The 25,457-nt window shown below is 71.0% G+C and carries 27 protein-coding genes; 11 read left to right on the top strand and 16 right to left on the bottom strand.

Features of this window, described 5'->3' with window-relative positions; translation table 11 throughout:
* Window positions 1-33: 33 nt before the first annotated feature.
* Window positions 34-216 carry a hypothetical protein gene (locus tag CP975_RS06815; RefSeq protein WP_055532633.1) on the bottom strand — a complete coding sequence of 61 codons (183 nt, stop codon included), beginning with the start codon at window positions 214-216 and terminating at the stop codon, window positions 34-36.
* A gap of 122 nt (window positions 217-338) precedes the next feature.
* Between CP975_RS06815 and CP975_RS06810 the strand changes: the two genes are divergently transcribed.
* Window positions 339-914 carry a TetR/AcrR family transcriptional regulator gene (locus tag CP975_RS06810; RefSeq protein ID WP_055532635.1) on the top strand — a complete coding sequence of 192 codons (576 nt, stop codon included), beginning with the start codon at window positions 339-341 and terminating at the stop codon, window positions 912-914.
* An 8-nt stretch (window positions 915-922) separates the two neighbouring features.
* Here the strand turns inward: CP975_RS06810 and CP975_RS06805 are convergent, their stop codons facing one another.
* Window positions 923-1,603, bottom strand: coding sequence for a TetR/AcrR family transcriptional regulator (locus CP975_RS06805; RefSeq protein ID WP_055532637.1), 681 nt, complete (start codon window positions 1,601-1,603; stop codon window positions 923-925).
* 83 nt (window positions 1,604-1,686) lie between these two features.
* On the opposite strand from CP975_RS06805, the gene CP975_RS06800 reads away from it, so the two are divergent.
* From CP975_RS06800 to CP975_RS06790, 3 genes are all read left to right on the top strand, one after another.
* On the top strand, window positions 1,687-2,838 hold the full coding sequence (locus CP975_RS06800; RefSeq protein ID WP_055532639.1) for an acyl-CoA dehydrogenase family protein: 1,152 nt from the start codon (window positions 1,687-1,689) through the stop codon (window positions 2,836-2,838).
* 60 nt (window positions 2,839-2,898) lie between these two features.
* On the top strand, window positions 2,899-3,186 hold the full coding sequence (locus CP975_RS06795; RefSeq protein WP_030778917.1) for a YiaA/YiaB family inner membrane protein: 288 nt from the start codon (window positions 2,899-2,901) through the stop codon (window positions 3,184-3,186).
* Between the two features lie 78 nt (window positions 3,187-3,264).
* Window positions 3,265-3,906 carry a TetR/AcrR family transcriptional regulator gene (locus CP975_RS06790; RefSeq protein WP_055532641.1) on the top strand — a complete coding sequence of 214 codons (642 nt, stop codon included), beginning with the start codon at window positions 3,265-3,267 and terminating at the stop codon, window positions 3,904-3,906.
* A 5-nt stretch (window positions 3,907-3,911) separates the two neighbouring features.
* Here the strand turns inward: CP975_RS06790 and CP975_RS06785 are convergent, their stop codons facing one another.
* Window positions 3,912-4,376, bottom strand: coding sequence for a MaoC family dehydratase (locus CP975_RS06785; RefSeq protein ID WP_055532643.1), 465 nt, complete (start codon window positions 4,374-4,376; stop codon window positions 3,912-3,914).
* 104 nt (window positions 4,377-4,480) lie between these two features.
* Between CP975_RS06785 and soxR the strand changes: the two genes are divergently transcribed.
* A complete protein-coding gene (gene soxR, locus CP975_RS06780; RefSeq protein ID WP_055532645.1) occupies window positions 4,481-4,948 on the top strand; it encodes a redox-sensitive transcriptional activator SoxR in 468 nt (155 codons plus the stop codon).
* Window positions 4,949-5,018: 70 nt separating this feature from the next.
* Entirely contained in the window at window positions 5,019-5,537 is a 519-nt protein-coding gene (locus CP975_RS06775; protein WP_055532647.1) for a hypothetical protein, read from the top strand.
* Between the two features lie 16 nt (window positions 5,538-5,553).
* Here the strand turns inward: CP975_RS06775 and CP975_RS06770 are convergent, their stop codons facing one another.
* Window positions 5,554-6,162 carry a hypothetical protein gene (locus tag CP975_RS06770; protein ID WP_055532649.1) on the bottom strand — a complete coding sequence of 203 codons (609 nt, stop codon included), beginning with the start codon at window positions 6,160-6,162 and terminating at the stop codon, window positions 5,554-5,556.
* A gap of 296 nt (window positions 6,163-6,458) precedes the next feature.
* Between CP975_RS06770 and CP975_RS06765 the strand changes: the two genes are divergently transcribed.
* Window positions 6,459-9,302 (top strand): penicillin acylase family protein, encoded by a 2,844-nt coding sequence (locus CP975_RS06765; protein ID WP_055532651.1) that lies wholly within the window; start codon window positions 6,459-6,461, stop codon window positions 9,300-9,302.
* Window positions 9,303-9,314: 12 nt separating this feature from the next.
* Here CP975_RS06765 and CP975_RS06760 read toward each other — a convergent pair whose 3' ends face one another.
* The 4 genes from CP975_RS06760 to CP975_RS06750 all read right to left on the bottom strand — a co-directional run bounded on the left by CP975_RS06760 (window position 9,315) and on the right by CP975_RS06750 (window position 13,243).
* Entirely contained in the window at window positions 9,315-10,619 is a 1,305-nt protein-coding gene (locus CP975_RS06760) for a hypothetical protein (protein WP_055532653.1), read from the bottom strand.
* A 12-nt stretch (window positions 10,620-10,631) separates the two neighbouring features.
* A complete protein-coding gene (locus CP975_RS06755) occupies window positions 10,632-11,885 on the bottom strand; it encodes an MFS transporter (RefSeq protein WP_055532659.1) in 1,254 nt (417 codons plus the stop codon).
* A 262-nt stretch (window positions 11,886-12,147) separates the two neighbouring features.
* Window positions 12,148-12,294, bottom strand: coding sequence for a hypothetical protein (locus CP975_RS35370; protein ID WP_199783085.1), 147 nt, complete (start codon window positions 12,292-12,294; stop codon window positions 12,148-12,150).
* A complete protein-coding gene (locus CP975_RS06750; protein ID WP_208835541.1) occupies window positions 12,284-13,243 on the bottom strand; it encodes an erythromycin esterase family protein in 960 nt (319 codons plus the stop codon). Before CP975_RS06750 ends, CP975_RS35370 begins: the two co-directional genes overlap by 11 nt.
* A gap of 262 nt (window positions 13,244-13,505) precedes the next feature.
* On the opposite strand from CP975_RS06750, the gene CP975_RS06745 reads away from it, so the two are divergent.
* From CP975_RS06745 to CP975_RS06735, 3 genes are read left to right on the top strand one after another with little or no spacing between them, the layout of a single operon-like run.
* Window positions 13,506-14,261, top strand: a complete 756-nt coding sequence (locus CP975_RS06745) for an SDR family oxidoreductase (protein ID WP_425474310.1) — start codon at window positions 13,506-13,508, stop codon at window positions 14,259-14,261.
* On the top strand, window positions 14,207-15,991 hold the full coding sequence (locus CP975_RS06740) for a class I adenylate-forming enzyme family protein (protein ID WP_246201415.1): 1,785 nt from the start codon (window positions 14,207-14,209) through the stop codon (window positions 15,989-15,991). The genes CP975_RS06745 and CP975_RS06740 overlap by 55 nt, the downstream gene beginning before the upstream one ends.
* A 21-nt stretch (window positions 15,992-16,012) precedes the next feature.
* Window positions 16,013-16,606, top strand: coding sequence for a TetR/AcrR family transcriptional regulator (locus CP975_RS06735; protein ID WP_030778890.1), 594 nt, complete (start codon window positions 16,013-16,015; stop codon window positions 16,604-16,606).
* A 107-nt stretch (window positions 16,607-16,713) separates the two neighbouring features.
* Here the strand turns inward: CP975_RS06735 and CP975_RS06730 are convergent, their stop codons facing one another.
* The 3 genes from CP975_RS06730 to CP975_RS06720 all read right to left on the bottom strand — a co-directional run bounded on the left by CP975_RS06730 (window position 16,714) and on the right by CP975_RS06720 (window position 19,359).
* Window positions 16,714-17,928, bottom strand: a complete 1,215-nt coding sequence (locus CP975_RS06730; protein ID WP_055534821.1) for an acyl-CoA dehydrogenase family protein — start codon at window positions 17,926-17,928, stop codon at window positions 16,714-16,716.
* 7 nt (window positions 17,929-17,935) lie between these two features.
* Window positions 17,936-18,967 (bottom strand): phosphotransferase family protein, encoded by a 1,032-nt coding sequence (locus CP975_RS06725; RefSeq protein ID WP_055534819.1) that lies wholly within the window; start codon window positions 18,965-18,967, stop codon window positions 17,936-17,938.
* A 95-nt stretch (window positions 18,968-19,062) separates the two neighbouring features.
* Entirely contained in the window at window positions 19,063-19,359 is a 297-nt protein-coding gene (locus CP975_RS06720) for a hypothetical protein (protein ID WP_055534817.1), read from the bottom strand.
* Window positions 19,360-19,529: 170 nt separating this feature from the next.
* Here CP975_RS06720 and CP975_RS06715 point away from each other — a divergent pair, with 170 nt between their 5' ends.
* Window positions 19,530-20,465: an NADP-dependent oxidoreductase gene (locus CP975_RS06715; RefSeq protein WP_055534815.1), complete on the top strand. Its 936-nt coding sequence runs from the start codon at window positions 19,530-19,532 to the stop codon at window positions 20,463-20,465.
* A gap of 40 nt (window positions 20,466-20,505) precedes the next feature.
* Here the strand turns inward: CP975_RS06715 and CP975_RS06710 are convergent, their stop codons facing one another.
* The 5 genes from CP975_RS06710 to CP975_RS06690 form a co-directional block, all read right to left on the bottom strand.
* Window positions 20,506-21,954 carry an MFS transporter gene (locus tag CP975_RS06710; protein WP_199783164.1) on the bottom strand — a complete coding sequence of 483 codons (1,449 nt, stop codon included), beginning with the start codon at window positions 21,952-21,954 and terminating at the stop codon, window positions 20,506-20,508.
* Window positions 21,955-22,267: 313 nt separating this feature from the next.
* Entirely contained in the window at window positions 22,268-22,498 is a 231-nt protein-coding gene (locus CP975_RS06705) for a hypothetical protein (RefSeq protein WP_055534813.1), read from the bottom strand.
* A gap of 128 nt (window positions 22,499-22,626) precedes the next feature.
* On the bottom strand, window positions 22,627-22,851 hold the full coding sequence (gene rpmB / locus CP975_RS06700) for a 50S ribosomal protein L28 (protein WP_055534811.1): 225 nt from the start codon (window positions 22,849-22,851) through the stop codon (window positions 22,627-22,629).
* A gap of 243 nt (window positions 22,852-23,094) precedes the next feature.
* Entirely contained in the window at window positions 23,095-23,691 is a 597-nt protein-coding gene (locus CP975_RS06695) for a response regulator transcription factor (RefSeq protein ID WP_425474309.1), read from the bottom strand.
* 5 nt (window positions 23,692-23,696) lie between these two features.
* Complete coding sequence (locus tag CP975_RS06690) at window positions 23,697-25,145, bottom strand: MFS transporter (protein ID WP_199783163.1); 1,449 nt, start codon at window positions 25,143-25,145, stop codon at window positions 23,697-23,699.
* Window positions 25,146-25,457: the final 312 nt, after the last annotated feature.

The raw sequence follows: 25,457 nt of genomic DNA, 5'->3' as shown, positions 1-25,457 counted from the left end.
GCGCCGGACACCTCGGCCCTCACCGCAATATCGTCACGAGCGCCCGCGCGTGAACCAGGTGATCGTGACGTCGTTGGGGAACGACCCGCGCCGGCTCACGTGAAACGCCGTGGGGTCGAACTCCCCGCCGAACACGGGGATTCCGGCCCCCGCGACCACCGGGTAGCTCTTCACGGTCACCGCGGGGCCGGGGGCGGATCCGAGCGTCGACGACACGACGTACTGGCGCAGGTGCGCGTACGGGCTCGGGACGCCGGCGGCCTCTTCCTTGGGTAACTCCCGTTGTAGTACTCTTTTTGTAGTGGTCGGAACGTAGTACTACGAATGGAGTGGCGTCAATGGTGCGGAGGAACGACGAACGGCGTGCGGCTCTGGTCGACGCATCCATCGAGGTACTGGCCGCGGAGGGCGCCCGGGGGCTGACGTTTCGCGCGGTCGACACCCAGGCCGGTGTGCCCACCGGCACGGCCTCCAACTACTTCGGTAACCGCGACGACCTGCTGACCCAGGCGGCCGCCCGGGTCTACGAGCGTCTCCACCCCAGTGCGGAGGAGGTCGAGCGCCAGCGCACCGCCAAGCCCGACAAGGAGACGTACGCGGCGCTGATGCGCGACGTGGTCAGCCGGGTCAGCGGCTTCCGCACCGGCTATCTCGCCCTGCTCGAACTGCGCCTGGAGGCGACCCGCCGCCCGGATCTGCGCGCCGTCCTCACCGAGCGGGTCCGGGCCGATCTGGAGAACAACCTCGCCTACCACGAGGCCTCCGGACTGCCGGGGGACGCGACCGCCGTGCGGCTGCTCTATCTGGCGTTCAACTGGCTCATCGTGGAGCAGCTCACGCTGCCCGGGATGCTCTCGGAGGCCGAGCGGGACGCGCTCGTCGCGGCGGCGGTGGAGCGCATCGTGCACGAATGACCGGTGGGTCAGGAACGCCTCGGCGCACCCCGAACCGTGCGGGCCCGTTCGTGCCGCAAGGCCTCGTACTGCAAGGTGAGTCCGTCGAGCAGCGCCGTGAGGCCCGTCTCGAAGGCGCGGTCGTCGATGAGCTGCTGACGGTCGGCCAGGAGGTGGGCCTGGCCGAGGTGGGGGTAGGCCGACGGGTCGTACGCCGTCTCGTCGTCCACGAAGCCGCCGGCGAAGGAGCCGAGCGCGGAGCCCATGATGAAGTACCGCATCAGCGCGCCGATCGACGTGGCCTGCGCGGCGGGCCAGCCCGCGTCGACCATCGCCCCGAACATCGTGTCCGCGAGCCGCAGCCCCGCCGGGCGGCGCCCGGGGCCACGGGCGAGGACCGGAACGATGTTCGGGTGCAGGGTGAGCGCGGCCCGGTAGGAGACCGCCCAGTCGTGCAGCGCGGTGCGCCAGTCGCGGCCGTCGGCGGTGTCGAACATCGACAGGTCGACCTGTGCGCTCACCGAGTCGGCGACGGCCTCCAGGATCTCGTCCTTGGTGCGGAAGTGGTTGTAGAGGGACGGCCCGCTGACCCCCAGCTCGGCGGCGAGACGGCGCGTGGAGACGGCCGCGAGGCCCTCCGCGTCCACGATGACGCGCGCCGCCTCGACGATGCGTTCCCGGCTGAGGAGGGGCTTGCGCGGTCGGGCCATGCGGCACATAGTAGGGCTGCCGCAGTAAACTAGCACTGCTAATTTAAAACTCCCCGGATATGCCGACGCGAGAGGTGCCCGCGATGAACCTGGAGCTCAGCGAGGAGCAGACCGCCGTCCGGCAGCTGGCCGAGGACTTCGTCGCGCGCGAGATCACCCCGTACGTCGTCGAGTGGGACCGCGCCGAGAGCGTGGACCGGGCCATCGTGAAGAAGCTCGGCGACGTCGGGTTCCTGGGGCTCACGATCGACGAGGAGTACGGCGGCTCGGGCGGTGATCACCTCGCGTACTGCCTGGTGACCGAGGAGCTGGGCCGCGGCGACTCCTCCGTGCGCGGCATCGTCTCCGTCTCGCTCGGCCTCGTCGCCAAGACCATCGCCTCCTGGGGCAGCGAGGCGCAGAAGCGGCGGTGGCTGCCGGGCCTCACCTCCGGGGAGTACGTCGGCTGCTTCGGGCTCACCGAGCCCGGCACCGGCTCGGACGCGGGCAACCTCACGACCAGGGCCGTCCGCGACGGCGACGACTACGTGATCAACGGCGCCAAGATGTTCATCACCAACGGCACCTGGGCCGACGTCGTCCTCCTCTTCGCCCGCACGAACGGCGCCCCGGGACACAAGGGCGTATCCGCCTTCCTGGTTCCCACCGACGCGCCCGGCCTCGGCCGCCGCACCGTCCACGGCAAACTCGGCCTGCGCGGCCAGGCCACCGCCGAGCTGGTCCTGGAGGACGTCCGCGTCCCCGCTTCGGCCATGCTGGCCCCCGAGGGCAAGGGCTTCTCCGTAGCGATGTCGGCGCTGGCCAAGGGGCGCATGTCGGTGGCCGCCGGTTGTGTGGGCATCGCGCAGGCCGCGCTGGACGCGGCGGTGAAGTACGCGGGTGAGCGCGGGCAGTTCGGCAAGACCATCGCCCACCACCAGCTGATCCAGGAGCTGATCAGCGACATCGCGGTGGACGTGGACGCGGCGCGCCTGCTGACGTGGCGGGTCGCCGACCTCATCGACCGCGGGCAGCCCTTCGCCACGGAGTCCTCCAAGGCCAAGCTGTTCGCCTCCGAGGCCGCCGTACGCGCCGCCAACAACGCGCTCCAGGTCTTCGGCGGGTACGGCTACATAGACGAGTACCCGGTGGGCAAACTGCTGCGCGACGCACGCGTGATGACGCTCTACGAGGGCACCAGCCAGATCCAGAAGCTGGTCATCGGCCGTGCGCTGACCGGTGTCTCGGCGTTCTGAGCACCCGCATGAGTAGCTGAGCGGATGTGCCGGGGGGCGCGCTCGCCGAAGCTGTCGTCCATGACTGAGCCGCTCATCAAGAAGCAGAGCACCACGGCCTTCTACGGCCAGGCCGTGGCGTCCTTCGCCATCGCCCTGGCCGCGGTGTCCGTCGGCATCGGGTACCTCGACGCCTCCGCCTGGGTGCGGGCCTTCCTGGCCATCTCGGTGCTGTACCTGACGACCTCCGCGTTCACGCTCGCCAAGGTGGTCAGGGACCGCCAGGAGGTGGAGCAGATCGTCAGCAGGGTCGACCAGGCCCGCGTCGACAAGCTGCTCGCCGAGCACGACCCGTTCACCAAGGTCTGATCCGGCCCCCTAAGCGCTTGCTCACCATCAGGGGTATGGTGACTCTCCCGAAAGGCGATGGAGTGGGCAGGAGTGGGCATGGGTGCGGCGGAGGAGACCGGCGTCGAGGAGCAGCCGTGGGGCGAGGTCAGCCCTGACGCGGCAAGGCGGCTGCTGATCGCCGCCGTCGAGGCCTTCGCCGAGCGCGGCTACCACGCGACGACCACCCGCGACATCGCGGGCCGCGCGGGGATGAGCCCCGCCGCGCTCTACATCCACTACAAGACCAAGGAAGAGCTGCTCCACCGCATCAGCAGGATCGGCCACGACAAGGCCCTCACCATCCTGCGCACCGCGGCGGACGGCGAGGGCAGCGCGGCCGACCGGCTGGCGGCGGCCGTGCGCTCCTTCGTCGGCTGGCACGCCGCGCACCACACCACCGCGCGCGTGGTGCAGTACGAGCTGGACGCGCTCGGCGAGGAGCACCGTACGGAGATCGTCGCGCTGCGCCGCGAGTCGGACGCGGCGGTCAGGGGCATCATCAACGACGGTGTGCGGGCGGGCGAGTTCGACGTCCCGGACGTGCCGGGCACGACACTCGCCGTGCTCTCCCTCTGCATCGACGTGGCCCGCTGGTTCAACGCGGCCGGGCACCGGACGCCCGACGAGGTCGGCGCGCTCTACGCCGACCTCGTCCTGCGGATGGTGGGCGCCCGCCCCGCAGGAGTTCAGAAGCGGTAGGGGCCTCAGAAGTAGTAGCGCGACACCGACTCCGCCACGCACGCGGGCTTGTCGGCGCCCTCGCGCTCCACGGTCACCTGGGCCGTCACCTGTACGCCGCCGTCCTTCGTGGGCGTCACGTCGGTGAGCACGGCGGTGGCCCGCAGCCGCGAGCCGACCGGCACGGGGGAGGGGAAACGGACCTTGTTGGTGCCGTAGTTGATGCCCATCCGCATGCCTTCGACGCGCATGATCTGCGGCACCAGGCTCGGCAGCAGCGACAGGGTCAGATAGCCGTGCGCGATGGTCGTGCCGAAGGGCCCGTCGGCCGCCTTCTCCGCGTCCACGTGGATCCACTGGTGGTCGCCCGTGGCCTCGGCGAAGAGGTCGATCCGCTTCTGGTCGATCTCCAGCCAGTCGCTGTGTCCCAGCTGTTCGCCGACTCCGGCACGCAGTTCCCCGGCCGACGTGAAGATCCTCGGCTCCGCCATGTCCCTGGCCTCCTAGACGTATGCGTCACGCGCAGACTAAGCGCTTGCTCAGCATGCTGGGTGTGCCGACGCGTGTCAACGGACCAGCCATTAGGGTTCGAGGGGTGCCCCAGATTCCAGAGAAGGTCCACGAACTCACGGTCGGCCAGCTGTCGGCCCGTAGCGGCGCCGCCGTCTCCGCCCTGCACTTCTACGAGTCCAAGGGCCTCATCACCAGCCGCCGCACCTCGGGCAACCAGCGCCGCTACTGCCGGGACACGCTGCGCCGCGTCGCCTTCATCCGCGCCTCCCAGCGCGTCGGCATCCCGCTCGCCACGATCCGGGAGGCCCTCGACTCGCTGCCCGAGGAGCGCACGCCCAACCGAGAGGACTGGGCGCACCTCTCGGAGCACTGGCGGGAGGAACTGGACGAGCGCATCAAGCAGTTGGGCCGCCTGCGCGACCACCTCACGGACTGCATCGGCTGCGGCTGCCTCTCCCTGGAGACGTGCGTGCTCTCCAACCCCGACGACGTCTTCGGTGAACGCCTCACCGGCTCCCGCCTGATGGTGGAGCGCCGCTCCAAGGCGTAGTGCGGCCGGCCGAGGCGTAGTACAAGAGAGAACAGAGGCACCACGCCACGTCACTCATGGGGGAGGGCCGATGTCGGTAGCCATCTGCTCGTTGAAGTGGGACGCCGCACAGCACGGGCCGCAGGCCATCAGGTACGACAGCGACGGCTATCACCTCGTGCGCTTTCCGTACGGGGCGGAGGCGGAGTCGTACGACCCGTGGCGCATGCACGACCCGGCGAAGGGCGGCACCGCCCCCGCCCAGTTCCCGCACGACCGCTCGGGGTTGATCTGGCCCAGCCACGACGGCTGGGGCGTGCTCTCCGCGCTGGTCTTCTGGCAGCCGGACAGCCGACCGGCCGAGTACCGCTTCCGCTTCGTCCGCGACCCGCTGGGCCTCACCACCGGCTACGACTCGACGGCCACCACCGACTCCGCGCCCACCAGGGGCAGTCAGTTCCGGTCGTACGTCTGGCAGATGTTCGTCCACCCCGACACACCCGTCGGACTGAAGGTCACGGCGCGCGGCGTGGGAGACGTACGACTCGCCACGCCGCTCACGCACGCCCAGTTCAAACTCGCCATTCACACGGGCGTGATGACACCCTGACCGCCGAGCCCCTCCCTCACGCCGACACCAGCGGCCGCAGCCGCCGTGCCCGCGCGCGGGCCACCGCGTCCTGGGTGAGGACGGGGGCGGGCACGACGATGCCGCAGCCCGTGCACACCGCCCCCGAGGACGGCGCGTGCGCCAGGCCGCGCTTCCACACCAGGGAGGTGTCGCCGCAGACCGGGCAGGACGTGCCCGGCTCCCTCTCCAGTGCCGCGATCAGGCGGCGCAGCACCTCGGCGAGGGGGGCGCGGGGGTGGACGCCGGGGTCGTCGCACCAGGCGACCCCGCAGCCGCCCCAGGTGCGGCGGTGCCAGTCGTCCTCGCTGCCGGGGCGCCTGAGCCCGTCGTGCTTCTCCTTGCGGCGGCGCTCCGCGAAGTCCGCCTCGTAGGCGAGCCAGACCGCCCGCGCCGCCTCCAGTTCCTCCAGCGCGGCCACCAGCCGCGCCGGATCGGGTGACCTGTCCTCGGGCCCGAAGCCCGCCCGGGAACACAGATGGTCCCAGGTCGCCCGGTGCCCATAGGGGGCGAACCTCTCCAGGCACTTGCGCAGCGAGTAGCGCCGCAGCGCCAGATCGCTCTGCGGATCACGCACCTGTCTCGCGAGACTCCGGAATCCGGCCATCGCCCTGCACCTCCGTCACACGTCCTTCGTACTGGTACCCCGTGTTCCGTTTATCTGCCGGCGCCGCTGTCGAGCCGAAGTCGAAACGACGTCGTCGAGTAGACGTATCGACACGCGAATCGGCTCCCTTTCGAGGCGACCGCTTTCCGCCTGCCCGCCCGAGCAGGTCTGATGCGCCCAGGAAGGGGGCGCGTTGTGGTGATTCCGAAAAGGCGAAGGTTGTTCATCTTTCGAGTTCGTCAACCCACCAGTAACCTCCGCCGCATCGGCCTTCCGCACGACCCGGAGGAGCAGCCATGCGACGACGCATCGTCAGACTCAGAATGCTCACGGCGGGAGCGGCGCTGGCGCTCGGCGCCTCCCTGACGGCACCCCTGCCGGGTGCGGGGGCGGCGCCGCGGGAGCCCGCGGCCGAGAGGCCCGCCGCCGATGAGGGCGCCGACTACTGCGAGGGGCAGTGCGCGGACGTCCTGCCGCCCGGAGCCCATGGCAACGCGACGCTCGCCGAGATACTCGCCCACCGGCTCCTCGGCACCCGACCCGCCCACGCCGACGACCAGTTGGGCCCCTACGACGCCCTCTCCTCCGGCTACCCCTCCCTCACCGACGACCGCATCGCCGAGTTCTTCGGCGACGCCTCCTTCGGGGTGCGCGACGGTCAGGTCGCCTCCGTCACCAAGCCGCGCGACGACGTGACGATCACGCGCGACAAGAAGTACGGCATCCCGCACATCAAGGGCACCACGCGCTACGGCACCGAGTTCGGCGCGGGCTTCGCCGCCGGGCAGGACCGGCTCTGGCTCATCGACCTCTTCCGGCACATCGGACGCGGGCAGCTGACCTCGTTCGCGGGCGGTGCGCCCGCCAACCAAGGCCTTGAGCAGCAGTTCTGGCCGCAGGCCCCGTACACCGAGAAGGATCTGGAGAAGCAGGTCGAGTACATCAAGGCGACGCGGGGCGAGCGCGGCAGGCAGGCCATGGAGGACGCGCAGGCCTACATCGACGGGCTCAACGCCTACCGCGTGAAGGCGAAGAACGGCCGCTACTTCCCCGGCGAGTACGTCCTCACCGGCAAGATCGACGCGATCACCAACATCGGCGAGATCGAGCCCTTCAAGGTCACCGACATGATCGCGCTGGCCTCGGTCGTCGGCGGGCTCTTCGGCAACGGCGGCGGCGGAGAGGTCGAGTCCGCGCTCTCGCTCCTGAAGGCCCAGGAGAAGTACGGCGTCGAGAAGGGCACGAAGGTCTGGGAGTCCTTCCGCGCCCGCAACGACCCCGAGGCCGTCCAGACCATTCACGACGGCACGAGCTTCCCGTACGCCGGAAAACCGGAGAAGGCGCGCGGCACCGCGCTGCCCGACCCCGGCTCGGTCGAACCCGAGCAGCTCGTGTACGACCGTGAAGGCGGCGCCAGGTCCGGCGCCAAGGATCCGGTCCGGGCACCCGAGAAGCTCAAGCCGCTCCAGGGCGTGTACGACAGGGGCGTCCTGCCCGCCGACCTCTTCCGGCCGGGTGGCCGAAAGAAGGGCATGTCGAACGCCCTGCTCGTCTCCGGCAAGCACACCGCGAGCGGAAACCCGGTCGCCGTCTTCGGCCCCCAGACCGGCTACTTCGCACCCCAGCTCCTCATGCAGCAGGAACTCCAGGGCCCCGGCATCAGCGCCCGCGGCGTCTCCTTCGCGGGGGTCGGGATGTACGTCCAGCTGGGGCGCGGCCAGGACTACGCCTGGTCGGCGACCTCCGCCGGGCAGGACATCACGGACACGTACGCAGTCGAGCTGTGCGAGCCGGGCGGCGGCACCCCCACCAAGCAGTCCACCGGCTACCTCTACCGGGGCACCTGCACCCCCATGGAGAAGCTGGAGCGCAAGAACGCCTGGAAGCCGACCCTCGCCGACTCCACGGCCGCCGGCTCCTACCGAATGCAGGTCTTCCGCACCAAGTACGGCGTCGTCACGCACCGCGCGAGCGTCGGTTCCACGCCGGTCGCCTATGTCTCGCTGCGCTCCACCTACCGCCACGAGGCCGACTCCATCATCGGCTTCCAGATGCTGAACGACCCCGCGTACGTCAAGGACGCCGCGAGCTTCAAGAAGGCGGCGCGGCACATCAGCTACGCCTTCAACTGGTTCTACGCCGACGCGCGCGACATCGCGTACTACAACAGCGGAGCCAACCCCGAACGCGCCGACGGCATCGACCCCGCCCTGCCCGTCAAGGGCCAACGGGCGTACGAATGGCAGGACTTCGACCCCGAGGACAACACCTCGGCGCAGACCCCGCCCGCCGCGCACCCTCAGTCCGTCAACCAGGACTACTACATCTCCTGGAACAACAAGCAGGCGAAGGACTTCAGTACGGCCGGCTTCGGCGTCAGCGCCGTGCACCGCGGCGACCTGCTCGACGGGCGGGTCAGGAAGCTCACGCAGGAAGGCGGTGTCACCCGCGCCTCGCTCACGCGGGCCATGTCCGAGGCGGCCGTCACCGACCTGCGCGGCGAGCAGGTGCTGCCCGAGCTGCTGAAGGTGGTGCGGAGCAAGCCGGTCACCGACCCGCGACTCGCCAGGGCCGTGAAGCAGTTGGAGGCGTGGCGCAAGGCGGGCGCGCAGCGCAACCAGACGGCCGCCGGCTCCAAGACGTACGCCCACCCCGACGCCGTACGCGTCATGGACGCCTGGTGGCCGCTGCTCATCGAGGCCCAGTTCAAGCCGGGCATGGGCAAGGAGCTGTACGAGGCGCTGACCGCGCAGCTGAGCACCGACGAGGCACCCTCCGCGGGCCACGGCCCCACCGGGGCGCACGCCGGATCGGCCTTCCAGTACGGCTGGTGGGGTTACGCCGACAAGGACCTGCGGAAGGTCCTCGGGCAGCCGGTGAAGGGCGAGCTGGCCGACACCTACTGCGGGGACGGCAAGCTCGACGCCTGCCGCGACACCCTGCTCACCACCCTCGCACAGGCCGTCGCCAAGCCCGCCACCACGGTCTATCCCGGCGACGCCGCGTGCGCGGCGGGCGACCAGTGGTGCGCGGACGCGATCATCCACCGCCCGCTCGGCGGCATCACGCACCAGCCGGTCCAGTGGCAGAACCGCCCCACCTACCAGCAGGTCGTCGAGTTCCCCCGCCGCCGGGGGTAGGCGGCGCCCGGCTCAGGCCGTCGCGATCCGCCCGGCGGCGAACACGGCACGTGCCAGCTCCTCATGGCACACATCGCTGTGCGCGCCGGCGGGCGGGCCGCCGCGCCGCACCACCGACGCCACGTCCACGCTGACGCACCCCTTGGCCGGTATCGCCTCGCCGAGCCTGATGCGCTTGGTGCCGTCCACGGCCCGGATGCCGTCGTACCCGACGGCGCCCCACCGCTCCCACAGGTTCAGGAAGCTCGTGGAGTCCCCGGTCAGCTTCGACGCCAGGGGGTAGAGGCGCCCGAGGGCGTCGTCGTGACGTGAGTAGCAGGACACGAGGGGGCCGTCGATCCGGCGCTGCACGCCGTGCAGGGCGCCGCCGCGCGAGCGGTCGTGCGGCAGCCGATCGGCGAACGCGTAGTGGGAGAAGGCGCCTTGGAGCAGCGTCACCGACTTCACCGCGCGGACGTCCGCGGGCATGCCGCGCAGCGCGTACGAGACGAGCCTGCCGCCGAAGCTGTGCCCGATCAGGTGCACCCTGACATTGGGTACGTCAGCGCTGAGCAGGCCGATCGCGGGGCCGAGCCCCAGCTGGCCGACCGCGCCCGCCCGGCGCTTCATCGCGAAGTAGGTGCCCTGCCGCAGCAGTTCGTGCGCGCCGTTCCACACCCGTTTGCGCAAGTCCCCCAGCAGCTCGGGCTGCCCGGTGTCGGCGCGGGCCGCGGCCAGCACCTCGCAGACCTGGACCGCGTCGTCGGTGAGCATGGCCGGCTCGCCCGCCCCCGTGTCCTCGCCGAGGTTGCGGGCCGGGCTCGTCTCGCGCAGGGAGACCAGCTCGCGGACGAGCCGCCCGAACTCGTAGACGCGCGAGGGGACGTCGGAGCGCTCTTCGAGCAGTTCGGCGATCCGGTCGATCGTCGGGCCGTGGCCGGGGAAGGCGCGGTCGAGCGCCTGCCGGGTGGCCGCGTCGAGCACGGGCGCGCCGGGCGGTCCGGGCGCGGCGGCGGTGGCGGCGGAGGGGTCGAAGTCGGGGATCGGCTCGTCGGGGAAGCGGATGGCGGGCCACAGCACCCCGACGTAGCCGAGGCGCACCTCGGCCGCGGCGAGGCGCGGGCAGGGGGCGAAGAAGCGCCGGTACAGCTTGCGGGCGTCCTTCTTGTCGTTGTTCCAGCCGTGCGCGAAGACCAGCAGATCCGTGACGCTCTCGCGTTCCGTGCCGGACAGCAGCCGTTCGCGCTGCGCGGTGTCGACGTCGCCGTCGGCGTCGAAGGTCAGTTCCCAGTAGGGCTCCACGCCGGTATGGTCCTGCCACCCGGGCCACCTGGCCATACTCAGCGCGGGTCAGGTCAGTTCGCGCTCCCGCGTCTCGGGCAGCGCGAGGACGCACACCAGGGACACGACTGCCATCGCGCTCACGTACCAGCCCACCGACGAGGAGCCGAACGCCGACTGGAGGCGGGTCGCCACCAGCGGCGACACCGCGCCGCCGAACACGCCGCCCAGGTTGTAGGCGAGCGAGGCGCCCGAGTACCGCACGTTCGTGGCGAACAGCTCCGGCAGGTAGGCGCCCATCGGGCCGTAGACCACTCCCATGCAGAACAGCGCGCCGCCCAGTGCCAGCGCGATGAGTACCGGCCGGCCGGTGTCCAGGAGCGGGAAGAGCACGAGCCCCCACACTGCCGAGAGCCCGGCGCCCGCGAGCACCAGCTTGCGCCGCCCGTCGCCGTCGGAGCGCGTCGCGGCGAGCCAGGTGCCGGCCGCGAGGAAGAGGCACGCGACGAGGGACAGGCCCAGCATGGTGTTGCGGGAGATGTGCAAGGTGCCGGTGGCGTAGGCGAGGCAGTAGGTCGTGGCGGTGTAGAAGAGGCCGTACGCAACGACCATGCCGCCCGCGCCGAGCAGCAGCTCGCGGGGATGGCGGCGGAGCACGTCGAGCGTGGGGACCTTGCTGGCCTCCTGCGCCTCCATGACCTTCGCGAAGACCGGCGTCTCGCTGATCCGCAGCCGCACGAAGAGGCCGACGCCGACGAGCAGGAAGGAGAGCAGGAACGGCACGCGCCAGCCCCAGGTGCGGAACGCGTCGTCGGAAAGCACCGAGGAGAGCAGCCAGAAGACACCGGTGGCCGCGAAGAACCCCACGGACGGGCCGAGTTGGGGGAAGGCCGCGTACATCCCGCGCTTCTTCTTCGGCGCGTGCTCCACGGCGAGCAGCGCCGCGCCGCCCCACTCGCCGCCGAGCCCGATGCCCTGGAGGAAGCGCAGCAGGATCAGCAGGACGGGGGCCCAGACGCCCCACGTGCCGTAGCCGGGCAGGAGCCCGACGAGGGCGGTGGACAGGCCCATCAGGAGCAGCGAGGCCACCAGGACGGACTTGCGGCCCACCCGGTCGCCGAAGTGCCCGAAGATCACCGAGCCGATGGGCCGCGCCGCGAACGCCACCGCGTACGTGGAGAACGACGCGAGCGTGGCGTTGACGGGATCGAGCGTCGGGAAGAACGCCTGGTTCAGGACGAGGGCGGCCGCCGTGCCGTAGATGTAGAAGTCGTAGAACTCGATGGCCGTCCCGATGAAGGAGGCCACGGCCACGCGGCGCATGCTCTCGGGGCTCGTGTCCTGCTGGGGCCCGGCGTCCTGCCGGGTCTGCTCCGGTGAGATTTCGCTGTGCACGAGCGGCACTCTCACGTTGGATGTACAGGCCAGTCAATACCTGGGACGGCTCGTCTCGCTCATTGAGACCGGTGAGCCGCGGTGACGCGGTGCAGATGGATGAGGACGTCGTGCGAGGGCGCGAGACGGACTCGTACGGCCCGTCCGGCCAGCCGGAGCCGATGCTGCGCGTCACCCGCGCCTCGCTCAGTCACGCGCGGGCCGGCTTCGGCAGGGAGCGCATGTCCACGAAGTAGTCCTCGTGGCGCACCTTGTCGAGCGTGTGCTCGTTCATGCCGCGCGTCGCGGGGCCCACCGTGAAGGACTTCCACGCGATCGTGACTCTCTTACGCGACATGGGAGTTGTGGGCCGAAAGGAGCACCTTGCCGCCGGTGTGCCGCTGCCACCACGCGGTGTTCGCCGCCATGAGGCGGTCGCGGTACAGCATGGCCTGCTTCTTGCCCTCGGCGGTGTCCAGGGTGAAGGCGTAGATGGTGGCGGTCCGCGACGGGGACCGGGCGTGCTGGAGTGCCCAGGTGAACTGCCGCTCCCCAGAGGCGGGTCGGCGCTCCTTCAACAGGTCGAAGGCCTCGTGCGCCTTCTTCGCCAGCTCCCGCCGCTCCTCCGGAGGCCGGCCCATGTACGTGTCGCCGTCCGCGAGGCGCCGCATCGGCGCGTAGCGGGCGGTGATCCTGGGCAGCAGGTCGGGCTCGTACGCGCGGACGTAGCCCTCCACCCCGTCGAACAGCTCGCGGCCGAGTTCGGGGTAGTTGAGGTGGTTGCCCATGAAGCGCACCTGACGGTCCGGGTGCTTGTCGTTGTACGCGCGCATCCAGCGGAGCAGGTGGACGTACTCCTCGGTGTCCCAGGGCGTCTTCGCCAGCTCGCGGTGGACGAGTTCACGGACGTCGCCCCTACCGCCCCGCACGTACGCGTCGAAGCGGAGCCCGGTCGTCCAGCTGACCTCCTGCGAGAACGAGGCGAAGCCCTTCTCCTCCACGAGGTAGCGGAACACCCGCTCCTTCATGGTGAAGAACTCGTGCGAGCCGTGCGTCGCCTCGCCCAGACCCACCACAGAGGCGTCGCCCACCATTCTGCCCAGGGGCCGCGGGTCCTTCGTACCGCCGCCGGGGTCGGTCGACCGCAGGGGATGGGCCGCGCGCTCGATCGCCGCGACCGGGTCGGCCGGGCGGGGCGCCGCCCGCGCGGCCTCGGGGGCCAGGAGCGCCGTCACCCCGCCGCCGCGGCCAGCAGGAGCGGGACTCTTCGCGGTGTCGTGCGGGGCATGTCGTGCCTCCTGGTTCACTTGAGTCGACCTGAAGCCGCTCGTCCGGCTCGACCCGAGACGATGGCCTGATGCGGCCCGAAGGGCACGATCTCGTACGGCGGTCCGGTGCCGCCATCCGGCAGGCGCCCGGACCGGGATGGGGATCGCCCCACCCCACCCCACCCCACACCTCACCCGACCCCCTTTCGCCGCGACATACCGACTGGTTAGTCTGCTGCGGGGGACGGGCCGCGAGAGCCGTGGTCGAGCGCGAGGTCGAAGGAGCCCGCTCGTGGAGAGCCTGAAGGACAAGGGAGTTGTCGTCACCGGCGCCGGGGGCGGAATCGGAGCCGCGCTCGCCCGCCGCTTCGCCGCCGAGGGCGCCCGCGTCGTCGTCAACGACCTGGACGGAGCCAAGGCGAAGGCCGTCGCCGACGAGGTGGGCGGCATCGCCGTCCCCGGAGACGCCTCGGGAATCGTGCCGCGGGCCACCGAGGTGCTCGGCGGTACCGTCGACGTGTACTGCGCCAACGCCGGCCTCGGCTCCGCCGGCAGCGAGGCCGCCCCCGAGGAGGTCTGGGCCGCGGCCTGGGACGTCAACGTCATGGCGCACGTACGCGCGGCCCACGCCCTGCTGCCCGGCTGGCTGGAGCGCGGCGGCGGCCGCTTCGTCTCCACCGTCTCCGCGGCCGGCCTGCTCACCATGATCGGCGCCGCCCCCTACAGCGTCACCAAGCACGGCGCGTACGCCTTCGCCGAATGGCTCTCGCTGACCTACCGCCACCGCGGCCTGAAGGTCCACGCGATCTGCCCGCAGGGCGTGCGCACCGACATGCTCGCCGCCACCGGCTCCGCGGGCGACATCGTGCTCACGCCCACCGCGATCGAACCGGAGGACGTCGCCGCCGCGCTCTTCGCGGGCATGGCGGAGGACCGCTTCCTGATCCTGCCGCACCCCGAGGTCGCCGCGTACTACGAGGCCCGCGCGGCCACCCCCGAAAAATGGCTGACCGGCATGAACCACATCCAGCGCAAGTGGGAGGCGACACAGCGGTGACGGACCCCTCCCCTGAAACCCCGCACGCCCCCGAGGCTCCCCCCGGCCCCGAGACCGCGGACGGCACCGGCTCCCTCTACGCCGCCAAGCCCTGGCTCGCCCGTCTCAACGCAGCTCAGCGCAGGCCCGTGTCCCCCGCCCCCTCCCTGGTCCACGCCTTCCGCGCCGCCGTCTCCAGGGCCCCCGAGCACACCGCCCTCGCCTACTTCGACGGGCGGCTGAGCTACCGCGAGACCGACGCCCTCAGTGACTCCGTCGCGGGGTACCTGGCCGCGCGCGGCGTCGCGCGGGGCGACCGCGTCGCGATCATTCTTCAGAACACCCCGCACTTCGTGATCGCGCTCCTCGGCGCCTGGAAGGCGGGCGCGACGGTGGTGCCCGTCAACCCCATGTACAAGTCCGCGGAGGTGAGCCACGTCCTCGCGGACGCCGGTGTGACCGCGCTGGTCTGCGCGGACCGCGCCTGGGAGGCGTATCTGCGCGCTACGGCGGCGGACTCGCCGGTACGCGTCGTGCTCACCGCCTGCCAGCTCGACCTCCAGACCCGGGGCGACACCCGGGTCCTCGACTTCGAGCGGCTGCCCGTCGCCGCGGACGCCGACGACCTGGTGGCGGTCGCGCGCCAGGGCCTCCCGGCGCCCGCCGACCGCGAACCCGGCCCCTCGGACGTGGCCCTCATCAGCTACACGTCCGGCACGAGCGGCACCCCCAAGGGCGCCATGAACACCCACGGCAACATCACCTACAACGCGGAACGCCAGCGCTCCGGCGCCGGAATCCCGGAAGGCGCCTGCTACTTCGCGATGGCGCCGCTCTTCCACATCACCGGCATGGTCGCCCAGATCGGGGCTTGCGTCACCAACGCGGGCACGCTCGCGCTCGCCTACCGCTTCGAGGCCGGCGTGGTCCTCGACGCCTTCGCCGAACACCGCCCGGCGTACACGGTCGGCCCGTCCACGGCCTTCATGGCCCTCGCCGCGCACCCCTCGGTGACCCGCGCCCACTTCGACTCCTTCAAGCTGATCTCCTCGGGCGGCGCGCCGCTGCCCCCGGCCCTCGTGGAGAAGTTCCGCGCGGCCTTCGGCCCCTATCTGCACAACGGCTACGGCCTCACCGAGTGCACCGCCCCCTGCGCCTCCGTACCGCCAGGACAAGAGGCCCCGGTCGACCCCGCCTCCGGCACGCTCGCCGTCGGCGTCCCGGGCCCCGAGACGGTCGTGCGCATCCTGGACGAGGCCGGCCGGGAGGTCCCGTTCGGGGAGCACGGCGAGATCGTCGTCGCCGGACCTCAGGTCGTCCCCGGCTACTGGCAGCGCCCCGACGCCACCGCCGAGGCCTTCCCCGGCGGCGAACTGCGCACCGGCGACATCGGCTTCATGGACCCCGCCGGCTGGCTCTACGTCGTCGACCGCAAGAAGGACATGATCAACGCGTCCGGCTTCAAGGTCTGGCCGCGCGAGGTCGAGGACGTCCTCTACTCTCACCCGGACGTGCGCGAGGCCGCCGTCGTCGGCGTGCCCGACAGCTACCGCGGGGAGAGCGTCAAGGCGTACGTCAGCCTGCGTCCCGGCAGTGACACCCGCGCCGAGGACCTGACCGGGTACTGCGAGGAGCGGCTCGCGGCGTACAAGTACCCGCGCGAGGTCGAGATCCTGGCGGAGCTGCCGAAGACGACAAGTGGGAAGATCCTCCGGCGGGAGCTGCGTTCCCGTCCACAGGACAGTCAGTGACACGAAAGGCAGGTGGCGGCAGTGGCCAGGACGACGGACGGTGACGGCACGCCCGTCCCGCAGCGGCTGCTGGCCGCCGCCACCCGGCTCTTCGCCGACCACGGCTACGACCGCACCTCGGTGCAGGAGATCGTGGAGGCGGCCGGCGTCACCAAGGGCGCGCTCTACCACTACTTCGGCTCCAAGGACGACCTCCTGCACGAGGTCTACGCCCGGATGCTCCGCGTCCAGCAGGAGCGGCTCGACGCCATCGCGGACGCGGACGCCCCGGTCGAGCGGCGGGTCCGCGACGCCGCGGCGGACGTCGTGGTCACCACCATCGACAACCTCGACGACGCCTCGATCTTCTTCCGCTCCATGCACCACCTCGGCCCCGAGAAGAACAAGCAGGTGCGCGCGGAACGCCGCCGCTACCACGAGCGCTTCCGGGCCCTGATCGAGGAGGGCCAGGAGTCCGGCGTCTTCTCCACGGCGACCCCGGCGGATCTGGTGGTGGACTACCACTTCGGCTCGGTCCACCACCTGTCCACCTGGTACAGCCCGGAGGGCCCCCTGACGCCCCAACAGGTGGCGGACCACCTGGCGGACCTGCTGCTGCGGGCCTTGCGGCCGTGACGGGCCTCAGGGGCGCCCCGTAAGGGGCGCGGGGCGCTGGCATGTGCGGCTCCGCCGCGTGGGCGCGACAAGCCACAGCGCACCCGCGGAAGAATCACGACCCGCGCCTACGCGTACCGCTTCAGCTCCCGCCGCGCCAGCGACCGCTGATGCACCTCATCAGGCCCATCGGCCAGTCTCAGCGTCCGCGCCGCCGCCCACAGCTCCGCCAGCGGAAAGTCCTGGCTGACCCCGCCCGCGCCGTGCAGCTGCACCGCCCGGTCGAGGATGTCCACCACCGCCCGCGGCGTGGCGATCTTGATGGCCTGGATCTCGGTGTGGGCACCGCGGTTGCCGACCGTGTCCATCAGCCAGGCCGTCTTCAGGACGAGAAGGCGCAGCTGCTCCACGGCGACGCGCGCGTCCGCGATCCACTCCTGTACGACGCCCTGCTGGGCCAGCGGCTTCCCGAACGCCGTGCGCGACACCGCACGCTCGCACATCAGCTCGATGGCCCGCTCGGCCATGCCGATCAGCCGCATGCAGTGGTGGATCCGGCCGGGGCCGAGGCGCGCCTGCGCGATGGCGAAGCCGCCGCCCTCCTCGCCGATGAGGTTCGTGACGGGGACGCGCGCACCGTGGAAAATGACCTCCGCGTGCCCGCCGTGGGAGTGGTCCTCGTAGCCGTACACCCGCATCGCGCGCTTCACCTCGACACCCGGCGTGTCACGCGGCACCAGCACCATCGACTGCTGACGGCGGATGTCGGACCCCTCCGGATCCGTCTTGCCCATCACGATGAAGATCTTGCAGTCGGGGTTCATCGCCCCTGAGATGTACCACTTGCGGCCCGTGATGACGTACTCGTCGCCGTCCCGCTCGATGAGGGTGGTGATGTTCGTGGCGTCGGACGAGGCCACCTCCGGTTCGGTCATCGCGAACGCCGAACGGATCTCACCGGCGAGCAGCGGCTCCAGCCACTGCTCGCGCTGGCGCTCGTCGCCGAACTGACTGAGCACCTCCATGTTGCCGGTGTCGGGCGCCGCGCAGTTCAGCGCGGTGGGGGCCAGGTGCGGGGAGCGGCCGGTTATCTCGGCGAGCGGCGCGTACTGGAGGTTCGTCAGCCCGGCACCGTACGCGGAGTCGGGGAGGAAGAGGTTCCACAGGCCCTGGCGGCGGGCCTCGGCCTTCAACTCGCCGACCACGGCCGGGGTGTCCCAGGGTGAGGCCAGCCGCTCCCGCTGCGCCTGCGCGACGGGCTCCGCCGGATAGACGTACTCGTCCATGAACGCGAGCAGCTTGGTGCGGAGTTCCTCGGTGCGCGCGTCGAATGCGAAGTCCATGGTCCGCTCAGCCTTCCTGAAGGGTGGTCAGGCCGTGCTCGATGAACACGGGCACCAGCTCGCCGATCCGGTCGAAGCCCGCGCCGACCGTCTGGCCGAGCGTGTAGCGGTAGTGGATGCCCTCCAGGATCACGGCGAGCTTGAACCACGCGAACGCGGTGTACCAGGACACCGAGGAGACATCACGCCCCGAGCGCGCGGCGTACCGCTCGATCAGCTCGGCCGGGTCCGGGTGGCCCGGCGCGCCCGCCGTGGTGCTGACGGGGGAGTCGGGTACCTCCAGCTTCGCGCTGTACATCACGAGCAGGCCGAGGTCCGTGAGCGGATCGCCGAGCGTGGACATCTCCCAGTCGAGGATGGCCTTGATCCGGTCGTCCTCGCCGATCAGGACGTTGTCCAGGCGGTAGTCGCCGTGGATGACGGTCGGCGCGGGCGAGGCGGGCAGGTTGCGGCCGAGCGCCGCGTGGAGTTCGTCGATGCCGGCCAGGTCGCGGTTGCGGGAGGCGTCCAGCTGCTTGCCCCAGCGGCGCAGCTGCCGGTCGAGGAAGCCCTCGGGCCGCCCGAAGTCGCCGAGCCCGACCGCCGCGGGGTCGACGGCGTGCAGATCGACGAGCGTGTCGACGAGACCGAGGACGGCGGCGCGGGTGCGCGCGGGGCCGAGCGGCGCGAGTTCTTCGGCGGTGCGGTACGGGGTGCCGTCCACGAACTCCATGACGTAGAACGGCGCCCCGGCCGCCGCGTTGTCCTCAAAGGCCTCGCCCAGCAGCACGGGCGCGGGCACGGGCACGTTCGTGGGGTGCAGGGCCTCGATGACCCGGTACTCACGCTTCATGTCGTGCGCGGTGGCCAGCACATGGCCCAGCGGGGGCCGCCGGACGACCCAGCGCGCGATGCCGTCGGTCACGGCGTACGTGAGATTGGACCTGCCGCCCTCGATCAGCCGCGCCGTGAGCGGCCCGCCGACCAGGCCCGGCCGCTCACGGTCGAGGTGGCCGCGCAACTGGTCGAGGTCGAGTCCCGGCGGCTGGTCTGGGCTCATCTGTCGCTCCTGATCGGCGTGGTGGTGGCGTGCCACCCCATGATGCCGACCAGTCGGTATGCCGTCCAGACCCCCTCAGCTCCAGGGCGCAGGGGTCAGTGGTCGTCCCAGTGTCCGTCGTGCTCCGCGTGCCGGTGTCCGTCGTGGAGGTAGTCGACGTGGTCGCCGTGCGGGACGGACGGGTGACCGCAGCCGTCGCCGTGCCGGTGGCCGTGGTTCTGGTGGGCGACGTGCCCGGCCGGCTCGCACTCGTCGTAGTGGTCGGAGTGCAGGCGGTGCATGTGCCCGTCGTGCGCGTAGTCGACGTGGTCGCCGTGCGGCACCTCGGGGTGCCCGCACGCCGGGCCGTGGATGTGGTCGTGCACCGGGTGTTCGTGGTGGAGCGTGGTCATGGCGCGCACCTTCTGTGACGTCCGGGGAGGCTGACTCTCTCAGGCTAGCCCCCGATGCCCCCTTAGTTCCGATATGCCAGTCTTGTCGATGTTTCCTGGCCTGCGTGACGGTGACCCGGGGGCGATCAGTGAAGGCACCCCGATGACAGCGACCGGATGAGAGCGACCCCATGAAGGCGATCAGCTACCGCGGCTACGGCGGACCCGAAGTCCTTGAGTACGGCGAGGTGCCCGACCCCAAGGTCGGCCCCGACTCCGTCCTCGTGAAGGTGCGGGCCGCGGCCGTCAACCCCGTCGACTGGAAGTGCCGCGAGGGCTATCTCGACGGTGTGCTCGAACCGGTCTTCCCCGTGATCCCGGGCTGGGACGTCGCCGGGGTGGTGGTCCAGCCGGGCCCCTCCGTCCCCGAGTTCGCCGTAGGGGACGAGGTCATCGGGTACGTACGCGAGGACTTCCTCTCGCGCGGCACCTTCGCCGAGTACGTCGCCGCGCCCGTACGCACCCTCGCCCGCAAGCCCCGCAACCTCACCTTCGAGGAGGCCGCGGGCCTGCCGCTCGCCGGGCTCACCGCCTACCAGGTGATCACCAAGGCGCTGGACGTCAAGGAGGGCGACGTCGTCCTCGTGCACGCGGCGGCCGGCGGGGTCGGCTCCATCGCCGTGCAGCTCGCCCGGCACGCGGGCGCCCGCGTCATCGGCACGGCAGGCGAACGCAACCACGACTTCCTGCGCGAGCTGGGCGCCGAGCCGGTGACCTACGGGGAGGGGCTGGTGGACCGGGTCCGCGCCCTGGCCCCCGAGGGCGTGGACGCGGCGTTCGACACCATCGGCGGCGACACCCTCAAGGCCTCCGCCGAACTCCTCGCGCCGGGCGGCCGGCTGGCGTCCATCGCGGACGGCGGGGTGCTCGGCCTGGGCGGCCACTACTGCTTCGTACGCCCCGACGCCGCCGACCTGAAGCGGCTTGCCGAGCTGGTGGAGCAGGACGTGGTGACCGTTCACGTGGACGAGACGTTCCCGCTGGAGCGGGCCGCCGACGCGCACCGGCGCAACGCGGAGGGCCGCACCCGCGGAAAGGTCGTCGTCACGGTCGACTGGACGGAGTGACCCGGGGTCCCGCCCGGTGGTGCGGGGCCCCGGCGGTGGATCAGGCGGCGGCCTTCACCGGCTTGGGGAGCCGGAACATCAGCGCCCACATCACCGCGAGGGCCGCGATGACGTACCAGACGCTGCCCGCGAAGGCGTGGGTCACGGTGGTGCCGTGGCTGCCCGCGGGGGCGCGGTCGAAGAACACCACGGAGGCCGTCGCGATACCGAGTGCGGTGCCGAGCTGCATGGCGGTGTTGAACAGTCCCGCCGCCGATCCGGCGTCCTCGTGCCCGACCTGGCTGAGGGTGAGACCGGCAAGGCCCGCACCGACCATGCCGAACCCGGCGCCGACGAGGATCATCGGAGCGACGGCGGCCACAAACGGCGTCCCGGTCTGCTGGGCGGAGACCAGCAACTGGTAGCCCACCAGCGTGAGAGCGATCAGCACCGCACCGGCCTGCGGCACACGCCGCATGTGCCGCCCCGCCCATTTGGAGGCGAGCATGGCACCGGCCATGCCGCCGACGGAGATGGCGACGGACGCCGGAGCGAATTGTCCCGGCGTGAGGCCGAGTCCGGACTGCATGAACAGCACCCACGTCAGCAGGAACACACCGGAGACCAGACCGAAGACCAGCTGGGCGGCGAGGCCGCCGGCGAACGCCTTGCTCTTGAAGAGGGGCAGCGCTACGAGTGCCGAACCGCCGGCCGCGGTCCTGGCGCGCTGCTGGGCCACGAACACGGCCAGTACGACCACGCCCGCGGCGATCATGAGAAAGCTCCAGGCGGGCCAGTGCCGCTCGCCGCCCACGGTCAGCGGGTAGGCGATCAGCAGCAGACCGGCGGCGGAGAGCAGCATGCCCAGCGGGTCCAGGCGCCTGGCCTGCTGATCACGGGACTCCGGAATGAACCGGAGGGCGAACAGCACGGTGGCCGCGCCGATCGGCAGATTGATCAGGAAGATCGTCCGCCAGCCGAGTCCGGCGATGTCGGCGGCCGTCAGAACGGCTCCCAGGACGGGTCCGAGGACGCCGCCGAGCGACATGATCATGCCGTACATGCCGAACGCCTTGGCCTGGGACTCGCCCTCGAAGGTGACCGCGATGGTGGCCATGACCTGCGGCACCATGACCGCCGCTCCGGCGCCCTGCAAGGCCCGGGCGGTGACCAGGAAGTCCGGGCCGGCCGCGATCCCGCACAGCAGCGAGGCCACGGTGAACAGGGCGGTACCGGCGATGAAGACCCGCTTGCGCCCGAAGAGGTCGCCCAGGCGCCCGCCGGTGATCAGGGCGAGAGCGAAGGTGAGCGTATAGGCGGCGGGGATCCACTGGACCGCCGCGCTGGAAGCGCCGGTGTCGGCCTGGATGGAGGGCAGTGCGGTGTGGACGATGGAACCGTCGAGCGCGTTCATCAGCTCGGCGATCAGGATCACCACCAGGGTGATCGTTGCGGCACGGCCGGCCCCGGTGGGGCGTGGGTGGCCGGTGGTGTGGGTGTCGGTCGACACGAGGAAGTTCCTGTTCGCGTACAGAAGGAATGGGGGCGGGGGCAGGCCCGGGCATGCCCCCGCGCGCCTGCGACGCGTCAGGGGAAAGCAGGGTGCAACGAACCCAGGCCATCGGGGAGCACCGCCGCCGAGGTACGCCTCGGCAGCCCGCCATCGCGGACAACCGGAAAGCGACTCGGAAGGAGCGGCGGCTTACTTGGCCTGGGAGATACGTCATCACCTCGAAACACGGCGTCGGGCCCCGGACGGGCGCCGACGGAACTATCAGACTAAAGGGACAATCGACGCCCCGGCAACGCAATACTCTCGCTTGTCAGTCCTCGGTCGCGGGGCGCAGGCGACTCAGCAAGCGCTGGCTGTGATGGCCGTAGTCCGGGTCGTTGAGTGCCGCCGGGATGAAGTCGGTGTGCATAAGGCGGCGACCCAGGCGGCTTTCGAGGCAGCCGACGCACAGGACGCTGTCCTCGGCGGCACCGGCGCATTGCCATACGGGGTCGAGTACGGTGTACCACTCGTCGGGGCCGTCGACGGGCGCGGTCGGCAACCCGCAGTCCTGGCAAGGGAATTCGTTCCTCGGCAGAGGGCGGCGGACACCAGGCACCGCGGCGCGGATACGGCCGAAGAGCCTGGGCGCCGGTTTCTCCCGCATGCTTACGCGGATCTCCCGCACGCTTACGCGGAGACGCGACGGTACACCTTGCCCGCCTTGATGCACGAGGTGCACACGTTCATGCGGAGGGGCGTTCCGTCCTTGACGGCCCGGACCGACTGGATGTTCGGGTTGAAGCGGCGGCTCGACCGCCCGCGGACGTGCCGGCTCTGGGCGCGGGACCCGGATCGGGCCACGCGCTTGCCGAAACTGGGCTGCTTGCTGCATACATCACACCGGCTGGACACGAAGTCTCCTTCTCGCTCAGATCGTGGGTGGGCAACGGCTCGTTCGAAGGCCGGGCCGGGTTCAGATTCTTCCAAGGCCACGACGGGCCCCGGTACCGGTTCCGGACGTCCATTTTCTCGCTGCCACCGCGTTGACCAGTGGTCATGGGGGTCTGGCAGGGGTGTGGCGGTGATGCCACAAAGGTGAAACGCATGGCTTCTCGTGCAGATTGCACGCGGCGGCGCGGTCGGCTGCCGGTCAGGTCAGATCCAGCCGCGGGCGGACGCCGTGCGTATCGCCTCGATGCGGTTGCGTGCGCCGACCTTGCGGTTGATGGCGGCCAGATTGTTGCGGACCGTCCCGGGGGACAGGTGGAGGATGCCGGCGATCTCCGGGGGCGTGTGACCGCGGGCGGCCAGGTGGAGGATTTCGGTGTCGCGTTCGCTGAGCGGGTTCTCGGGGGCGTGCAGAGCGTCGGCGACGAGCCGTGGATCGAGGACGCGCTCGCCCCGGGCGACCTTGCGGACGGAGTCGGTCAGTTCCTTGACCGATACGCCTTTGCTCATGAACCCTTCGACCCCCACCTCCAGGGCGGTTCTCAGGGCCCCGGCGCGTTCCGAGGTGGTCAGGATGACGATGCGGCAGGAGGGCAGAGCGGCTCTGAGCCGTGCCGCGGCCGTGGTCCCGTCCAGGCCGGGAAGCTCGGCGTCGAGCACCGCCACGGTCGGCCGGGCACGCAGGGCGTTCGGCACGATCTCGTCGCCACGAGGTACCTGCGCCACCACGTGCATGCCGGGTTCGGACGCGAGGACGACTGAGAGCGCTTCGCGCGTCAGCCGCAGGCTATCGGCGATCAACACTCGGATCATGGCCGGCACTTGGGCAGCAGGAGCATGAGGGCCCACATCGCCAGCAGGGCGGCGATGACGTACCAGAGGGCTCCGGTGAACGCCGCGGTGACGGTGGTGCCGTGGCTGCCGGCCGGGAAGCGAGCGAAGAACACCACGGCGGTCAGTGCCGTGCCCAGGGCGATGCCGAGCTGGGTCGAGGTGTTGAAGATCCCGGACGCGGAGCCCGCGTGGTCGTGGTCGACCTGGCGCAGCGTCATGTCGGCCAGCGCCGCTCCGACCATGCCGAGACCGAGGCCGACCGGCAGCAGGGGCAGGACCGTCAACGCCGGGGACAGGACGGTGCCCTGATCACGGATCAGCCACACGTATCCGCCCAGGGCGGCCGCGGCCAGCAGGGCGCCGGCCTGGGGAGCACGCCTGCCGCGCCCGCCGGCCGCACTCATCGCCAGCCAGGCACCGGCCATCTCGCCCACCGAGGCCACCACGAAACCTACCGCCGCCCGGCGGGGGGAGAGCCCGAGCCCGTCCTGCATGAACAGGGTCCACGCCAGAAAGAACACACCGGACAGCAGTCCGAAGACGAGCTGCGCGGACAGGCCCGCCGCGAAGGTCCGGCTCCTGAACAACGCCAGGACGACCAGGGGATCACGGCCCCGCGCGGTCCTGGCCCGCTGCTGGACCACGAAGCCCGCCAAGGCCAGCATGCCCCCACCCATCATGAGGAAGCTCCAGGCGGGCCACTGGTGCGCGCCGCCGACGGTGAGCGGGTACATGACCAGCAGCAGGCCCAGACCGGCCAGGGCCATGCCCGTGAGGTCCGGGCGCCGGGCGGTGAGGTCGCGGGACTCGGGCAGGTACCGCAGGCCGAGCAGCACGGTCGCCAGGCCGATGGGCAGGTTGATCAGGAAGATCGGGCGCCAGCCGAGGCCGAAGACATCGGCGCCGGTGAGTACGCCGCCCAGGACCGGTCCGGCGACGCTGCCCAGCGACATGACGGTGCCGTAGAGGCCGAACGCCTTGGCGCGGGAGCCTTCGTCGAAGCTGACGTGCAAGGTGGCGAGGACCTGCGGCACCATGACCACCGCGGCACCGCCCTGGACGACACGGGCGGCGATCAGCAGGGCGGGGGTGCCGGCCAGGCCGCAGAGCAGCGAAGCGGCGGTGAACACGCCGGTGCCGAGGAGGAAGAGCCGCTTGCGGCCGTAGAGATCGCCGAGCCGACCGCCGGTGATCAGACCGAGGGCGAAGGTCAGCGCGTAGGCGGCGTGGATCCACTGCACGGCGGCGCCCGATGCGCCGGTGTCGTGCTGAATGGAGGGCAGCGCCGTGTAGACCACGGAGCCGTCGAGGGCGTTCATCAGCTCGGCGACCAGGACGACGACCAGCATGACGGTGCGACCGCCGGGAGAACGGTTGCCGGAGAGGATCGAGCGGGAGGGGAGGGTCTTGGTGTCAGCAGACACGAAGCAGTTCCTGTTCAGGCGGACAGAAAGGGGGAAAGGGGGGGGCAGGCCAGGCATGCCCGTCCCGCCTACTGCGCGACAGGAACATTCGGGTGCGGGAACGCCCAGGCCGAAGGGCAGACCGCTGCTCGGAGACGACCGCGCGCTGCTGCACAGAGCAGGGGGTCAAGCCTCACGGCAAGCGGTTCTCAGGCCTGGGAGATAGGTCATCACCTCGTGACATACGGGAACGGAGCGGACAGCTCCACGAGCGGCCTCAGGTTACGTTCCTGATCGCAGGGCCAGCAATCGATTTTCCTCGCCCCCAGGCTC

The sequence above is a fragment of the Streptomyces alboniger genome, from assembly GCF_008704395.1.
Taxonomy (GTDB): Bacteria; Actinomycetota; Actinomycetes; order Streptomycetales; family Streptomycetaceae; genus Streptomyces; species Streptomyces alboniger.
This window is presented reverse-complemented; position numbering and strand designations above follow the sequence as displayed.

Bases quoted from the DNA above. Each gene is read 5' to 3' on its own strand.
- CP975_RS06810 (WP_055532635.1), top strand. From the start codon at position 339: ATGGTGCGGAGGAACGACGAACGGCGTGCGGCTCTGGTCGACGCATCC.
- CP975_RS06805 (WP_055532637.1), bottom strand. From the start codon at position 1,603: ATGGCCCGACCGCGCAAGCCCCTCCTCAGCCGGGAACGCATCGTCGAG.
- CP975_RS06800 (WP_055532639.1), top strand. From the start codon at position 1,687: ATGAACCTGGAGCTCAGCGAGGAGCAGACCGCCGTCCGGCAGCTGGCC.
- CP975_RS06795 (WP_030778917.1), top strand. From the start codon at position 2,899: ATGACTGAGCCGCTCATCAAGAAGCAGAGCACCACGGCCTTCTACGGC.
- CP975_RS06790 (WP_055532641.1), top strand. From the start codon at position 3,265: ATGGGTGCGGCGGAGGAGACCGGCGTCGAGGAGCAGCCGTGGGGCGAG.
- CP975_RS06785 (WP_055532643.1), bottom strand. From the start codon at position 4,376: ATGGCGGAGCCGAGGATCTTCACGTCGGCCGGGGAACTGCGTGCCGGA.
- CP975_RS06775 (WP_055532647.1), top strand. From the start codon at position 5,019: ATGTCGGTAGCCATCTGCTCGTTGAAGTGGGACGCCGCACAGCACGGG.
- CP975_RS06770 (WP_055532649.1), bottom strand. From the start codon at position 6,162: ATGGCCGGATTCCGGAGTCTCGCGAGACAGGTGCGTGATCCGCAGAGC.
- CP975_RS06765 (WP_055532651.1), top strand. From the start codon at position 6,459: ATGCGACGACGCATCGTCAGACTCAGAATGCTCACGGCGGGAGCGGCG.
- CP975_RS06760 (WP_055532653.1), bottom strand. From the start codon at position 10,619: ATGGCCAGGTGGCCCGGGTGGCAGGACCATACCGGCGTGGAGCCCTAC.
- CP975_RS06755 (WP_055532659.1), bottom strand. From the start codon at position 11,885: ATGCGCCGCGTGGCCGTGGCCTCCTTCATCGGGACGGCCATCGAGTTC.
- CP975_RS35370 (WP_199783085.1), bottom strand. From the start codon at position 12,294: ATGTCGCGTAAGAGAGTCACGATCGCGTGGAAGTCCTTCACGGTGGGC.
- CP975_RS06740 (WP_246201415.1), top strand. From the start codon at position 14,207: ATGGCTGACCGGCATGAACCACATCCAGCGCAAGTGGGAGGCGACACA.
- CP975_RS06730 (WP_055534821.1), bottom strand. From the start codon at position 17,928: ATGGACTTCGCATTCGACGCGCGCACCGAGGAACTCCGCACCAAGCTG.
- CP975_RS06725 (WP_055534819.1), bottom strand. From the start codon at position 18,967: ATGAGCCCAGACCAGCCGCCGGGACTCGACCTCGACCAGTTGCGCGGC.
- CP975_RS06720 (WP_055534817.1), bottom strand. From the start codon at position 19,359: ATGACCACGCTCCACCACGAACACCCGGTGCACGACCACATCCACGGC.
- CP975_RS06715 (WP_055534815.1), top strand. From the start codon at position 19,530: ATGAAGGCGATCAGCTACCGCGGCTACGGCGGACCCGAAGTCCTTGAG.